The 14938-nt window shown below is 54.6% G+C and carries 12 protein-coding genes and 2 pseudogenes; 8 read left to right on the top strand and 6 right to left on the bottom strand.

The window, feature by feature from the left end:
- Nucleotides 1–8: 8 nt before the first annotated feature.
- From AAGD24_RS03105 to AAGD24_RS03120, 4 genes are all read right to left on the bottom strand, one after another.
- Nucleotides 9–1037 (bottom strand): Rieske 2Fe-2S domain-containing protein, encoded by a 1029-nt coding sequence (locus AAGD24_RS03105; protein WP_379866525.1) that lies wholly within the window; start codon nucleotides 1035–1037, stop codon nucleotides 9–11.
- Nucleotides 1038–1110: 73 nt separating this feature from the next.
- The gene (locus AAGD24_RS03110; protein ID WP_379866527.1) at nucleotides 1111–1950 is read right to left on the bottom strand and encodes a class III extradiol dioxygenase family protein; all 840 of its coding nucleotides are present in this window, start codon (nucleotides 1948–1950) and stop codon (nucleotides 1111–1113) included.
- 2 nt (nucleotides 1951–1952) lie between these two features.
- Nucleotides 1953–2312 carry a hypothetical protein gene (locus AAGD24_RS03115; protein ID WP_379866529.1) on the bottom strand — a complete coding sequence of 120 codons (360 nt, stop codon included), beginning with the start codon at nucleotides 2310–2312 and terminating at the stop codon, nucleotides 1953–1955.
- Between the two features lie 37 nt (nucleotides 2313–2349).
- Nucleotides 2350–3465, bottom strand: a complete 1116-nt coding sequence (locus AAGD24_RS03120) for a 4-oxalomesaconate tautomerase (RefSeq protein ID WP_379866531.1) — start codon at nucleotides 3463–3465, stop codon at nucleotides 2350–2352.
- A gap of 246 nt (nucleotides 3466–3711) precedes the next feature.
- Between AAGD24_RS03120 and AAGD24_RS03125 the strand changes: the two genes are divergently transcribed.
- From AAGD24_RS03125 to AAGD24_RS03155, 7 genes and pseudogenes are all read left to right on the top strand, one after another.
- Complete coding sequence (locus tag AAGD24_RS03125) at nucleotides 3712–4968, top strand: LysR family transcriptional regulator (RefSeq protein ID WP_379866533.1); 1257 nt, start codon at nucleotides 3712–3714, stop codon at nucleotides 4966–4968.
- 347 nt (nucleotides 4969–5315) lie between these two features.
- The gene (locus AAGD24_RS03130) at nucleotides 5316–6362 is read left to right on the top strand and encodes a TRAP transporter substrate-binding protein (protein ID WP_379866535.1); all 1047 of its coding nucleotides are present in this window, start codon (nucleotides 5316–5318) and stop codon (nucleotides 6360–6362) included.
- Nucleotides 6362–6874, top strand: a complete 513-nt coding sequence (locus tag AAGD24_RS03135) for a TRAP transporter small permease (RefSeq protein WP_379866537.1) — start codon at nucleotides 6362–6364, stop codon at nucleotides 6872–6874. The genes AAGD24_RS03130 and AAGD24_RS03135 overlap by 1 nt, the downstream gene beginning before the upstream one ends.
- Complete coding sequence (locus AAGD24_RS03140; protein WP_379866539.1) at nucleotides 6874–8181, top strand: TRAP transporter large permease; 1308 nt, start codon at nucleotides 6874–6876, stop codon at nucleotides 8179–8181. Before AAGD24_RS03135 ends, AAGD24_RS03140 begins: the two co-directional genes overlap by 1 nt.
- A gap of 61 nt (nucleotides 8182–8242) precedes the next feature.
- Nucleotides 8243–9211, top strand: coding sequence for a PDR/VanB family oxidoreductase (locus AAGD24_RS03145; RefSeq protein WP_379866541.1), 969 nt, complete (start codon nucleotides 8243–8245; stop codon nucleotides 9209–9211).
- 100 nt (nucleotides 9212–9311) lie between these two features.
- The gene (locus AAGD24_RS03150; protein ID WP_379866543.1) at nucleotides 9312–10556 is read left to right on the top strand and encodes a DcaP family trimeric outer membrane transporter; all 1245 of its coding nucleotides are present in this window, start codon (nucleotides 9312–9314) and stop codon (nucleotides 10554–10556) included.
- Between the two features lie 378 nt (nucleotides 10557–10934).
- Nucleotides 10935–12081: pseudogene (locus AAGD24_RS03155) on the top strand (IS3 family transposase); the annotation flags it as partial.
- Between the two features lie 21 nt (nucleotides 12082–12102).
- Here AAGD24_RS03155 and AAGD24_RS03160 read toward each other — a convergent pair.
- A pseudogene (locus AAGD24_RS03160) lies at nucleotides 12103–12264 on the bottom strand (IS256 family transposase); the annotation flags it as partial.
- A 254-nt stretch (nucleotides 12265–12518) separates the two neighbouring features.
- Nucleotides 12519–13292: a sulfite exporter TauE/SafE family protein gene (locus AAGD24_RS03165; protein ID WP_379866545.1), complete on the bottom strand. Its 774-nt coding sequence runs from the start codon at nucleotides 13290–13292 to the stop codon at nucleotides 12519–12521.
- A gap of 434 nt (nucleotides 13293–13726) precedes the next feature.
- Here AAGD24_RS03165 and pobA point away from each other — a divergent pair, with 434 nt between their 5' ends.
- The gene (pobA, locus tag AAGD24_RS03170) at nucleotides 13727–14896 is read left to right on the top strand and encodes a 4-hydroxybenzoate 3-monooxygenase (protein WP_379866547.1); all 1170 of its coding nucleotides are present in this window, start codon (nucleotides 13727–13729) and stop codon (nucleotides 14894–14896) included.
- Nucleotides 14897–14938: the final 42 nt, after the last annotated feature.

The following is a 14938-nucleotide window of genomic DNA, read 5'->3' on the forward strand; positions in this document are numbered from 1 at the left end:
CGCGTTTCTTACTCAGGTGACGCCATTTTCTCGAGCATTTTCCGTACTCGTGAGGGCGCCGCATCAATCCCAAGCCATGCGTACTGAAGATCACCGGTAGCTTCCTGCTCCCGTTGCACAGCGGAGGAGATCTCGTTGTCTTCCTGGAACGTCGCATTCATTCCCTCAATCAACGTACTCACGTCCTCGTTGATCCTGAAATTGCGTACATGCATCCAGAAGAAGTGCGTCCGGTTTTCCGTCTCCGGTGTGAGCATCTTGTAGCTGAAAGCGCGCAAGCCCTTGTCCTTGTTTTCTTCACTCTGCTCCTGGCCCGCTTCCATTGTCACTACATCAACCCGAGACACACAGGGTAGGTAGTAGTAGTAATACTGGCAGCGGTCAGTCAGGCCACTGAAGCTTCCCAGCTTCTGATCGATGGGTGGTGGCTCGGCGTTATTGGTCCAGCGATAAGCGAGCACGTAATCGTTACCACGCTCGTCCTTGCTTACCTCGACAGTGACCGGGACTTCACCCGCTGCGGGGTTGCCAATGGTCTGGCGATGGACATAAGTGGTATGCGCTGGATCCACCAGGTTTTCGGCGATGTTCAGGTAGCTGGTGCGGTGATACTGGTATTGCCCATCAATGACGGCCCAGCCTGGCTCGTCGTATCGCTGCACTTCAATGATGCGGTCCGGGTCGGCAAGTTCGGGGTCACCCATCCAGATCCAGAGCGCGTTATAGCGTTCGACCAATGGGAAGGTCCTGGCTTTTGCTTGCGGCGGTATTCTGTTCTGTCCGGGGACATACACGCACTTTCCGGAGCAGTCGAATTCGAGGCCGTGGTAGCCGCACTGCACCCGGTCGTCGATAATTCGTCCCAGGGACAGAGGGGTGAGCTTGTGTGGACAGCGGTCGAGCATGGCGACGGGAGTGCCATCACTGGTACGGTACATAACTACCGGTTCGTCAAGGATCCGCCGAGAGAACAGGGTGTTGCCAATTTCCTTTGACCAAGCGGCGACATACCAAGCGTTGCGTACGAATTTTTCCACGATGGATTGCTCCTATCTATTTCGAGTATTAGGCGGAAACCCAGCAAGCAGTAAGCTGGGCTAGGCGTAGCGCCTATTCAGGCTCCTCAAAGGTGATCAGCCCCATCCCGGTGGTCATCGGCCCGTAATAGTTCCGGTGCACCCGACGTGCCTTGTCCGATGTCGCGCCGCGCATGATCAGCCACATAATCAGCTCGATTCCTTCTGCGCCGGCTTTCTGCATTAGTTCCTGGTGCGTCATGTCCGCAAGGCTTTCAGGGTCGTTTTCTATGCGGTCCAGAAACTCCTGGTCGAACTCCTTGTTCATTTCCCCGAAACGCTTCCCTTGAAGTTGATGGGACATGCCGCCGGTACCCAGGATGACCACCCTCAGGTCTCGCTCGTCCGACTCAACTGCCTGGCGGATCGCCTGGCCGAGTCGGTAGCAGCGACGGGCCGTCGGTAGCGGATGCAGCAGCACATTGACGGCTAGTGGCACGGCGGCGACATTCCAGTCGGGCTTGTGTTCGAAGCACAGGTGCATCGGCACCAGAAAGCCGTGTTCTACGGCCATCTCCTGGCACATCGTCAGATCGAACTCGTTGTAGACCAGCGATTCGCATAGATGCTGGGAGAATTCGAAGTCACCCTTAATCCGTGGCAAAGGCCGTACACCCATACCTTCATCCGCGACGGCGTATTGATCGGCACAGCCCACGGCGAACGTTGGGTACTTGTCGAAAAAGAAGTCAGCGCCGTGGTCGTTGTAAACCATGATAGCGACATCGGGCTTCAGTTCTTCAAGCCACTCCCGAACCGGGATATAAGCATCGAACAACGGCTTCCAGTCAGGATCAGCCTGGGCGCCGCGATCGTATGCGCCGCCTATGGATGGAACATGTGAGGTGCCGATTCCGGCAATGATCTTACCCATGGTTATCTCGCCCCCTTGGCGTTGCGTCCGGCCAGAAATTCTTCAAAGGTCTCCCCGCGCATTTGCGCACCCATACGGTAGAGACCGTGGTCGACGACGAAGCCCAGCTTGAGCAGGTAGTAGATGTTGCCACCCGCCTCATTCAGTCCAGCCCAGTCGCGATCGCGAATCAGGTCTTTCTCTTCTTCGGTGAGTCCCCACTTTTTCAGGTAGGCCTCTTCGTCTGCTTTGTAAGCTGCCCGGTTATTTTCGTCGATCAATGAGTCGCACATCTTGTTGATGCGGTACCCTCTGCGCGATTCGCGCAAGTCGAAAACCCGGGTATCGGGAATCGGATTCGAACGATCAAGTTGTTGTTTCATAGGCTCTCCCTTTGGGTTGCCAGTTCAATGAATCTGTTCAGGTGTCGGGCTCGGCGCTTTTACCGGCCTTGCCATCCCAAATGTGGTGGGGAACAAACGCATCCCCTTCCATTAAGCTCCGGGTGGTGCGCAGGAGCGCACTGCGCCTGAACACGGGACCATCCGGTGTCTCCTCTGCATCGATTTCCACCGTGAACTCGCCAGAAGGGTGCTCAATCGGCATGAGCTTGGGGTTGCCAACTGGCAGTTCGGCCAGTTCGTTCGCCACGCTTCCATCCAGTACGCACGCAGTCGCCACGGACACAGCGCCCAGAACGCCAATGGCGGGGTGACAGACATGGGGGATAAAGGTCCGTGTGGAAATCACGCCGCCCGCCCGGGGATGGGCTACAAGGCACATCTTCGGAACGACTTTGTTGGCTACATCACCTAGATTCATTATGGGGCCAGCCGTCAGGCGAATGGCTTCCAGCCGCTCGCGAAAAACTTGATCCTCATTCAGGGCCTCAGGGTCTTCGTATCCCGTCTTGCCCAAGTCTGTTGCCCGTAGCAGAACGACAGGCATACCGTTGTCTATGCAGGTAACCCGCATGCCTTCAATTTCGTCTACTCGGTTCCCCGTTGGCAATAAGCTGCCGCAAACCGAGCCCTCCGTGTCGAGAAAGTCGATGAGTAGCGGAGCCGAAGTGTGGGGGACGCCGTCGATGCGCGCTTCGCCCGTATAGGTGACGTTGCCCCCCGGCGTTTGTACGATGACATCGGCGATGTTGCCTGAATTGACCATGTGCACCCGTACCCGAGTGGTCTCGGAATCAGCCTTGACCAGCCCACGCTCAATCGCGAACGGGCCGACCCCGGCCAGCATGTTGCCGCAATTGGGAGTGATATCCACCTCGGGCAGGTCCACTTTTACCTGTGCGAACAGATAGTCGACATCGGCACCCTCCTGGTCAGAGGCACAGACGACCGCAACTTTGCTCGTGAGGGGATCTGCTCCACCCAGCCCATCAATCTGATGTCTATCGGGCGAGCCCATTACCGAGAGCAATACCCGATCCCGGAGTTCCGGCGAATCAGGAAGGTCAGAAGCCAGAAAATAGGCGCCCTTCGAGGTTCCTCCGCGCATAAGAGTACAAGGTATTCGCGTTTGCATATCGGCTCCGCTATTGTCGACCGGCGTAGGGAGTGGCCGACTAACGCGACTCGACCGATGCTCCCGATTGCCCTTTACTGTTATTAATCTGCTTGGTTCCAGTATTCCCGTCCGTTCTCGTGGCGGCCAATGCTCAATGCGTCAAAGCCCATGCAATAAACTTCACGCATAGCTATCTCCCAGGCTGTATGCTAGAGCTGGTGGCACTGTGCTATGTTGTCTGCGGTCTACGGTCGAGGTAAGTAAATGATGGAAGAAAAGGGTACAGTCAGCTTACGGGGTGTTCGCGCCGCTTTGGTAGTGCTAGAGGAGGGCAGTGTAAGTCGGGCAGCGCCGGCACTGTTCATCTCGCAGCCTGCACTCAGTCGTTTAATCAAAGTCACCGAAGAGCGTCTGGGTGTAGAGCTGTTTGAGCGGCGTCCCGATGGAATCGTCCCCCATACTCAGGCAGGGTCGATATTCGATCGCTTTCGACGAATTCGCCAGCAATTAAAACAGGCCAGTCAGGAGTTATCGTTCCTGCCTGAAATGCAAGGCACAGAGGTGCCGTTCTATCGTCATGCAGCGTTGAGGCATCTGCGCGCCTTAGTCGCAACAGGTGACAGCGGCAGCGCAACCGCTGCGGCGGCGATGCTCGGCCATTCCACGACTGCGGTGGCCCGAGCTATCCGGGATGTTGAAGAGTTGGTGGGTTTGCCGCTATTTGAACGACGTCCGGGGCGTATGGTCCTGACCAAAGCTGGCGCTCTGCTGGTGAGGCAGGCGAAGCTGGTTTTGCACGAGTTACGTTACGTCTGCGAAGAAATGGAGGCTCGGTCGGGTACGCTGACGGGACGCGTCGCGATTGGTAGCATGCCGCTAGCCCGGAGCTTTTTGATTCCGGAGGCTTTGAGTCGTCTTTCTCAGACCCATCCAGAACTCAGGTTTTCCATTGTGGAGGGTCCATACAGTACCCTGCTGGACGGACTGCACTGCGGTGACCTCGATGTTGTTGTCGGCGCCTTGCGCGAGCCTGCTCCGGCCAAGAACGTCCAAGAAGATGTATTGTATCGAACGCCGCTTTCGATCGTCGTACGCCGAGGTCACCCGCTTGCGGGCCGATCCCACATTGGCATGGAAGATCTGAATCGTGCTTCCTGGGTTGTGCCCGTCAAAGGCACACCCGCTCGAGCCAAATTTGAGATGTTGTTCCGCCAAGCCAAGCTTCCGCCGCCCACTGCGGTCGTAGAGTGTAGTTCCTCCATAGCAACGCGCGAACTTTTGTTGCGAAACGATTGGATTGCTATCGTCACGCGCCAGCAAATCCATTTTGAAGAGCAGTTCGGAATTCTTGAAGTGCTGCCGATAGAGCTTCCAGGCACAGCCAGATCCATTGGCTTCAGCGTCCGGGCCGATATGTCTTTACCGCCTGCCTCGGCGGCATTCATAGAGTCCCTCCGCGCAGTGAGTGATCAGTTGATCCGCAAAGAGAACGAAGCCGAACGCTCTGCGAGACTCTCCTAGTATAAGCACGGACGGCTTCCGCACAGCTAGAAGTAATTCTCCGAAGTACGGTGAGCCGCTTCCAATTCGATATCTCTCCGATTGTTTCTTATCAACCAAATGGTTGATTAACGTTTCTCCGATGTGTCCTGTCCAGGAAACCGCGATATATCAACCTGATATACATGCCTCTACTGCGGTCAGCCGAGGTGCGTAAACTTTTATCTATGGAGAGGTGCGCACTTGGTATTGGTCAAGCTAAAGGCATGCGCATAACGTGAAAGTACAAAGAAGGGGAGAATGAGGAGGGTCGACAGGCTCTCTGGCAGCCCCATAAAACAAGACTGATAGGCATGAGGTAGAAGGCTATGAGCATCACTAACAGAATTGCCAAAACTTTACTCATCGGTGGGATCATCACTGGACTTACATTTTCGAGTGTCCAAGCCACGGAACTGAACCTGGCGAGTTTTGTACCCGCGAATCACCATCTTCAGAAAAATGTTTGGGAACCGCTTGCCAAGCAACTGGCCGAGGCTACTGACGGTAGCTTGATACTCAACATCTATCCGGCTGGTCAGTTGGGCTCCGGCGGCACTGAACAGTACAAGCGCGTCGTCAGGGGTGTAGCGGATATCGTTCACGGTCTGCCCGGCTACACCTCTTCACATTTTCCCAAGACCCTGCTAATCGAACTCCCCGGTGTGCCCGAGTCGGATGAGCAGGGCACTGGCGGCCTGTGGAATGCAATGCCGCTGCTTGAAGACGAGTATGCCAAGGTCAAGCCGTTGGCCGTCTTCACCAGCGAGAGCGCGATACTCATGTTGCGGAACAAGGAAGTGCGCACACCGGCCGACCTTGACGGCATGAAAATTCGCGTTCCGTCATCGAACGTCGGTAAGGCGATAGAGGCCTGGGGCGGCACGCCGGTTTCCATGCCGATCACCGAGGTGTACAGCGCAGCGCAGACTGGGGTTATCGATGGCGCCTTGCTCGGGGGCTCGACCTTGAACAGTTTCAAACTACACGAGGTGTTCGATCACTACACCGTCGGGGTCCCTTCGACGACATCCGTTGTCTTCCAGTTGATGAATCGAGATTCCTACGAAAACCTTACTGATGCCGAGCAGGCTGCTATCGACAAATACACTGGCTATGAAATGAGTAAGAAGTCGAGCCAGTCCTATCGGGAGCAACATAAGGAAGGCATGGCGACTATCCGCAACGCGGATAAAAACATAGTCGAGCTAACACCTGAGGGTACCGCCGCATTCCGAAAGCTCTCACAGTCGGCCATCAAGCAGACCGTAAAAGAGCTGGAAAGCGAAGGTGTAGACAACGCGGAAAAGATTGTCGAGCTGATGGGACAGCCCTATCAGGGTGGTGACGCGGCTACCTCCAAGGGAGCTCAGTGATGTCCCTGATAGAACGCCTCGCGAAGCATTGCGCATTAATAGCGGGCTGCATTCTGTTCGGGATCATGTTTTTTATCGTCCTCAATGTGGTCCTGCGGTACGCCTTCAATGCACCCATTTTTGGTGCTAAGGAAGCAATGCAGATGATGTTGGTGCCAGCGACCATGTTGGGGCTGGCGCACTGCGCCGTAACGGGTGGCCACATCGCTGTTGACCTGTTCGAACGGCGGCTGGGCACCATAGGCCGCCTGATCGGTGACATTGTGGCGCGAGTGCTAGGGGTGACTCTGATGGTCTTGCTTGTCTGGGGGGCAGTGCACGGGCTGAAGGCCGCTCGTGAATGGGAGGAAACCACCAATCTTCTGCAAATCAAGATCTGGCCCTTCTATGGCGTGATCATTTTCAGCGCCGCACTTTATGCCATTGTCCTGTTCACGCAGTTGCTCCGTGTTCCGAGGCGCAGTATTGACGGGACGGTAACCACTTCTGAAGCCCATAAGGAGCCGAAGTGATGGACGCCTTAACCATCGGGTTCATTGGGATGATTGTGCTGTTCGTCCTGCTGATTCTCCGCGTACCGGTAGGGATCTCGCTGCTAGCGGTAGGGTTCGGTGGGATTACGGCATCCACCGGGTTTAACGCAGCCATGGGAACTCTCACTGCAGAAACCTGGCATATCGCGTCATCTTATACTCTCTCGGTGATCCCCCTGTTCATACTCATGGGGAACCTGACCGTCATATCCGGCCTTAGCCGCAATCTCTACGATGCGGCCCAAGCCGTTGTTGGACATTATCGCGGAGGCTTGGCCTCCGCCACTATCCTGGGATGCGGCGGATTCGCCGCGGTCAGTGGCTCTTCACTGGCGTCCGCGCTCACAATGGGCCGAGTCGTCCTACCTCAGATGGAGCGGCTCGGCTACAACCACCGGCTGTCTACCGGAGCTCTCGCTGCCGGAGGCACGCTGGGGATACTCATCCCCCCCTCTACCGGGTTTATCATCTACGGCATCCTGTCGGAACAATCCATCGGGCGGCTGTTCATGGCGGGGATCCTTCCGGGTCTTTTGTTAATGGGTCTCTTTATCGTCGCTATTCTGGGCGTGACGTTCATTCGGCCTGACTACGCGCCATCCCAGCAAGCGGCGCCGCTCAGGGAGCGTCTGTGCGCCATTAGAGAGGCGGCGCCATTGATGATCGTCGCATTCATCACCATCGGTGGAATTTATGCCGGGGCCTTTACCCCTGTCGAGGCAGCAGGTGTTGGTGCATTCCTGGTGCTGTTGATCGCGTTGTTGCGACGCAAACTGTCATGGAGGGACCTCCAGTCGGTTCTGGTTGAGACAGCGCGTACCACGGCGGTGTTCTACCTGATCCTCATTGCGGCCCATGTATTCAGCCCATTTGTAGCGCTGTCGGGAATACCTCAGGCGTTGGCCTCGCAGATGATGGAGCTGGGGCTAGGAGTATACGGCACCCTCGCGATCATTTTGGTTGCCTATGTGATCCTCGGAACGTTTCTGGAAGGGTTCGCGATGCTCGTCCTGACGCTGCCGATTGTCCTCCCCATCATCGCACAACTTGGTATTGATCCGATCTGGTTCGGGGTGCTGGTCGTCATCGTGCTGGAGATGGGTCTTATCACCCCGCCGGTGGGGATGAATGTGTTCGCGGTCAAGGGCATAGCGCCTCATATTCCCCTGTCGCAGATGTATGTCGGCGTCTTGCCCTTCTGGTTTGCGATGGGGCTATGCCTGGTGATTGTCGTTCTGTTTCCTCAACTCGCGCTTATGATCCCTGACACCATGTTTGGTCACTAGGAGAGCACTCTGGGTACGGCGGGATCAGTGGGCCGGGCCTGGATAAACGAGAGAAAGAATTATGAGCAATAAAACGTTAACAGTGAGAGTCAACAGAGTCAGACCGGAGGCGATCGATATCGTTTCGTTCGAGCTTGTCGACCCGGCGGGACAAAAGCTCCCTGACTTCACCCCGGGTTCGCATATTGATGTCCATGTGGTGCCAGGAATCGTTAGGCAGTATTCCCTATGCAATGCCCCCGGCGACACTTACCACTACCTTATTGCCGTCAAACGTGAAGCAAAGTCCCGCGGCGGTTCATCGGGCATGCACGAGCGGATCAAAGAGGGTGACCAGCTCACGATCAGTGTGCCCCGCAATAACTTTGTGCTTGATGAGGGGGCCAGCCATTATACCCTTATCGCAGGTGGCATAGGAATCACGCCCATCCTCAGCATGGCGAGGCACCTGGAAAAGGCAGGCGCTAGCTTTCGCCTGCTTTATTTCACCCGTTCTATTAAGCATACGGCCTTTCATGAATTGCTGGGGGGGCGGGGCGTATACAGCAACCGAGTTCACTTTCACTATGCGCTTGAGCCGGATGCGACGAAGGCGTATTTGCGTCATACCCTCGCAGATCGTCCAGAAGGCGGGCAGATGTATATCTGCGGCCCCAAACCCTTCATGGACATGGTGGAAGACATCGCGGCGACTCATTGGCCGCCACAGGCAATACACCTGGAATATTTCAATGCCGATCCCGAAGCCTTGTCAGGCCCCACCGGTGAGTTCGAAGTCACCCTGGCGAGATCAGGACGCACTTACCTGATCCCGGAAGACAAAAGCGTGGTCGAAGTGCTCGCAGAAAACGGCATTGAAGTCGAGGTCTCTTGTGAGCAAGGAATTTGCGGAACCTGCCTGACCGGGGTCCTTGAAGGCGACCCAGATCACAGGGACATGTATCTGACTGATGAAGAAAAAGCGGCCGGAGACAAGATGACGGTCTGTGTGTCCCGAGCTCAAGGAAGGAAGCTAGTGCTGGATCTCTAGAGCAAGAAACCACGCGGCAGGGAATGGTGTCGGGGAAACCTATTACATGGAGGTTAGCAAATAAAACATTAAGTCCAATTACAATAAAGAGAGGAATCTAATGTATCACTCAATCAAAGCATTTAAAAAAACGATTATTTCACTGCCAATTCTAGCTTTGAGCGTAGGTGCAGCGTATGCACAGGCGCCAAAGGGGCCTTATCCTTCGTACGAGCCCGGCGAAGTGGTTAGGAGTGGTGAACTGAGCCGGATCGGCCCCCCCTGGAACTGGCGCCCGACTTTCCGGTTTCCAGGTACTGAAACAGATATCCGGCTTGGTGGCTATTTGAAAGCGGATTTCATCTACGATATGGATAACGATATGGGGGAGGTAACTAACCCATTCTTGGCAGATGTGACGCCCCGGGAAACTGATGGTAAGTTCTCAGCGCACGCATTGGAGTCGCGCATCAACATTGGTACGAGTACGGCCACCGACTATGGTCAACTAAATACTTATTTCGAAAGCCATTTCCTGGGGCGTCCCGGACTTGGTGAAGGCGAATTGAATCAGCTGCGACACGCATATATGGAGCTTGGCCCAGTTTTGGCGGGTCGAACTTGGTCGAATGTTATGAGTTTCATTGGTTCGCCACGAATTGTTAAGTTGGGCAGCCCGACCGGGGGTACCTTCCGTCGCACCACGCAGCTTCGTTACTCGATGAAGCCTGCGAAAAGTCATCAGTTGACATTGTCTTTAGAAGATCACGATGTCAAGCTGGTAAACGCGAGCGGAAATCCAACACCGCGAGACGATATCGGTATCGACGGGAACTCCAGTGCACCTGCACTTACCGCTCGATATGAGTTCGGTCGCCGCTTTGCCCTAGCTGGGATGGTACGTGAGCTAGACGTGGAGAGTTCCGGCATCGACGATTCTGCGTTCAGCTGGGGGGGATATGCTCAGTTTGCTCAACCCTTGTGGCAGTCTGCCAAACTCAAAACCGCACTATGGGTTGGTGAAGGCATAGGCTTTTATATGAGCCCCAGTACGACGGATGGCTATGTTGAAGGTGGCAAGGTCGAGCCAATTAAACATGCTTCGGGCTATCTAGCTTTGGAGCAGAAGTGGTCTCCCCGTCTATCCAGTACGTTTGCCTACTCACGTGTTCAGCGCAGCGATGTACCAGACAGTCTCGCGGCGATCGAGCGGCGGCGAGTGGACGTAGCATGGGCAAACATCTTCTTTGATATAGTGCCGCGGGTAAGTCTCGGTTTGGAATATATCCACGCCAGATCGGAGCGATTCGATGGTAGGGACGGCAACGCTAATCGAATCAACGCGATGATGATGACTCAATTCTGAAAGGCTATAAATAAGCAAACTGACTATTTCGATCTGCTAAGACTGCAATCGGGGCGGTTCTGCCGCCCTCCGGCCTTCAACGTATCCCGGAAGGTAGCCCTGAACCCGTGGTTGAAAATGCAAACGCGAATTGAGGCTTACACCAGTAGCGTGGTGGCGTGGCATCCGGGCGCGCTGGGTATTGCGAGGGGTAGAGAAGACGGACTTTCGGTATAATATCGACCATAAATTCAATGGCTTCCCCACCCAATCCCAACCTGCCTTCTGACGCTGCCCTGGCCGAGGAGAATGCCTTATTGCGGGAGCAGTTTGGCAAGCCCCCCGATACAGTAGACGCTTGGTAGCGTTACACTAAACGCAAATCTACAGGTGTTGGTGGTGAGCGGAAAGCGATGCTCCGAAGAATTCAAAATTGAGGCAGTCAAGCAAATCACTGAAGGGGGCTATAGGGGCCCCGACGGGTGTTGTAGACTGGGGATCACCTCTGGCAGTCTATTCTTTATAGATGGATCAAGCTGTATGGCGATCCTGGAAGTCAGCATCAGCACATCACCGAGCAGCAGGATGAGCTTCGCCAGTTGCGGGCCGAACTGCGTCGGGTGACGGAGGAACGCAACATACTAAAAAAGCAGCGTTCTTTGCAAAGGAGTCCGAGTAAAGTATCGCTTCATCAGGGTTTACCAGAAGCAGTTCCAAGTACGGGTCATGTGCAGCGTTCTGAATGTCCATTTCAGCGGTTTCTATGCTTGCTGCATAACCCTGAAAGCCCCCGAGCCAAGGCCAATCGCCGCCTCGTCGGGCTAATAAAGCAGGCGTGGCTCGAAAGTGGTGTTTATACGGCTACCGAAATATCACCTTGGATCTCAAAGATCTCGGTGAGAAGTGCAGCAAAAATCGGGTGTACCGATCGATGACGACGGAAGGTATCCGCGCTCAGCGTGGTTAAAAACGTCACAAAGGTTATTACGGCGGAGAGCCTGCCCACGTTGCGCCCAACCACCTGAATCACGACTTTGAGGCTCAGGAGCCGAACGAGCGATGGGTGACTGACATCACTTATATCCGAACCCATGAGGGCTTCTTGTATCTCGCCGCTGTTCTGGATCTGTTCCCACGACAAATCCTTGGTTGGTCTATGAAATCAAGAATGTCGACTGATCTGGTTATGGATACGCTGCTGATGGCTTCCTGGAATCGCCGCCCCAAACAGGAGGTTCTGACCCACTCCGACCAGAGATCGCAGTACACCAGCCGGGAATGGAGGGGCTTCCTGAAAGATCATCGGTTGAAACCTAGCATGAGTCGGTGCGGGAACTGCCACGACAATGCCGTTGCAGGGAGCTTCTTCTCGTTGCTCAAGAGCGAACGGGTAAAACGGAAAATCTACAAAGATCGGGAAACAGCACGCCAGGATATCTTCGATTACATGGAGATGTTCTATAACTCGATACGCCGGCACGGCAACAACAGTGGGTTGTCCTCGGTGGACTTCGAAAAGCAGTATTTCAAGCAGCTGTCAGGTGTCTGGGATATCGGGGGCTTGTCAGGGGGCATGCTTCTGATAACCGAGCAACTCATCCAGTTCGGCATTGAGTGCGGGTTCAAAGGTAAGTTTCACGAGTTGCTGGGTGAAGGCTTCGAGGTCTTTCTTTGACTTGATGTCTTTGGCCAGCTCTGCGGCCAGGGCTTTGGGTTTTTCTTGGTCCACTTGTGTACCCATGATGGTATCGTTTTAAAATGATTACTCAGTCGTTGATAGTTACACAATTTGGTTTACAGGCTCGGACGGTGACACAAAAAACGCCTCACGTATTCTGACGAACGCCATTCTTTAACTCTGAGGACGTATATCTCGCTGCAAAAATACGATTTATGATCGCTAGACAGCGGCTTATCACCATTGGCGTTTTAACTGAAAAGCATTCCATGATCCCTCCTCGCATTGACCCTATGAGTAGATTGTCAGGCCGCGAAAAGAGCAGTCCAGATCAAACGCGCCGCCAATAGGACTATTACTGTCCGAAAAGCAGAGCGAAATAATGTCTCGGGTAGACGCAGGGAAAGCCTCATCCCGACAGCAGCACCGAGATACCCGCACGCTATCATTACCGTGATGAAGGGAACCCAGCTGTCGAACTGGAAACCCAAGAAGCTGAAGGCGGCGATCTTCATCGAATGCTGCAGTGACATGAGGGCTGCGTGGGTACCGATAACGGTTTGCCGGCCACTGCGGCCTATGAGAATAGCTGCGACCAACGGCCCCGTACCGCCGGCGAACATTGTAAGAAAACTCGTACCCCAGCCCGTAAGGAACAACAAACGTCCCGACGGCGGTCTGCCTGCAGAAGGAGATGGCCAGAGGCTGAGGAGCAAACAGAACGCCAGAGTGACTTTGAGCATTGGTTCAGGCAGGGGCCCCACCAACGCACCTAGATAGATTCCAAAAGCCGCGCCGATTCCAAAAGTAAGTAGCCAGCTTTTGTCGATGTTCCGACGGAAGACTGCGACGCGGGTGGCGTTCGAGCCCAATTGTATTGCGCCGTGAACCGGAACAACAACTTGGATGGGAAGTACTGAGGCCAATACCGCCAGAAGCAGGACTCCTCCACCGATGCCAAGCATTGCAGTAATGCCGGAAGTCGAGAAACTGACCAGCATCAGCCCCGCACATTCAAGTCCGCCTAACCCGCCAGGCCCGCAAAAGAATTCCAATACCTGATCTGAAATGGAGGTCAATGGAGTTCGATCCACCGCAGCTGGTTAAGAGAAACAAAGGAAGGTGGATCTGGAGCTATGCCACCCTCACTGCTGAATGTATACATGGGCATAGCTAAGCATGGGCTCGCAAACTTGGCTAATGCCAAATGCGCTAATTCCCATAACAGTTGGTATTGGCGCTGGCTGGTTCAGGGATCCAGCGCCGCGGTATGCCTATCCGGTCTGGTGGCGGGTTTCAGGATACGTTGACTTCAAGTGGTTCTAACGAGCGGTGAACTTTTGCTTATACCTATCGGCGAACTTGGCATTGGTTAAAGGCGGTTTTACCGAATACTGTGGAATTTGTTACTCAGCTACGCAAGGTTAAGGGAATGCACTAATCGCAACTCGACTTCGGGTGTGTTCATACCAAGACGTGGCAAACATATCATTCTTGCCAGGAGATCAGGAACATGAATCAGCTTCGTACTCAGGTCGCCATTATTGGAGCCGGACCCTCTGGTCTGCTTCTGGGCCAGCTCCTTCAAAAGGAGGGAATAAACCACGTCATTCTGGAGAACCGGAGCCAGGAGTATGTGCTTGGCCGCATCCGCGCAGGCATGCTGGAGCAACCAACGGTAGAAACGCTACGGGAAGCCGGCGCTGGGGAGCGGTTGGAAAGTGAGGGGTTGAAACAGACTGGCTACAACCTGCTGTGGGGCAAGGGACGCACGCGTATCGACTTTGATCTCGCAGGTAAAACCGCGACTGTTTATGGGCAGACCGAGGTCACCCGGGACCTGATCGACGCTCGAGAGAAAAGCGGTGGTATTACCCACTACGAAGTCAAGAACGTCGCGCTGCATGACTTTGACTCTGAAAATCCCAGGGTCACTTACGAAAAGGATGGTGAAAAGTACGAAGTCAGTTGCGACTTTATTGCAGGTTGCGATGGCTATCACGGGGTTTCCCGGAAGTCCGTTGCGGCGGATAGAATTGATACTTATGAGTTCGCTTTCCCATTTGGCTGGTTGGGCATTCTCGCTGACGTTCCCCCTGTGTCTGATGAGGTTGTCTGGCTGAATCATCCGGAAGGGTTCGTCATGTGCAGCCTGCGCTCCAAGACACGTAGCCGTTACTACATCCAGGTGCCTATCGATGAAGACATCAATGAGTGGAATGCGGAACGCTTCTGGGATGAGTTCAAGCGCAGGCTGCCGGATGACCTGGCAAACAAATTGGTAACGGGCCCGGCGCTGGAGATGAGTATCGCACCGTTGCGCAGTTTTGTGGCGGAACCCATGCGCTTCGGTCAGATGTTCCTGGTTGGCGATGCGGCGCACATTGTTCCTCCAACAGGTGCTAAAGGCCTCAACATGGCAATCGCTGATGCAAAGCAGCTGTTCGAAGGGCTCAAGCAGTTCTATGGCAATGGCGAGCGCAAGCTGCTCGACAGCTACTCCGACCAAGCACTTGACCGCATCTGGAAAGCCGTACGCTTCTCCTGGTGGATGACAAACCTGATGCACAAGTTTTCCGATGACCTCTTCGCACGCAAGCTCCAGATTGCGGAACTTGAGTACGTGGCCGAATCCAAGGCCGCCCAGACGACGATTGCAGAGAATTTCTGTGGGCTTGATTGATTTGTTGCCAAGGGTTTTGATGTACATCGCACGCAGCACAGA

The organism is Marinobacter sp. M5B, assembly GCF_042604615.1.
Classification (GTDB): domain Bacteria; phylum Pseudomonadota; class Gammaproteobacteria; order Pseudomonadales; family Oleiphilaceae; genus Marinobacter; species Marinobacter salarius.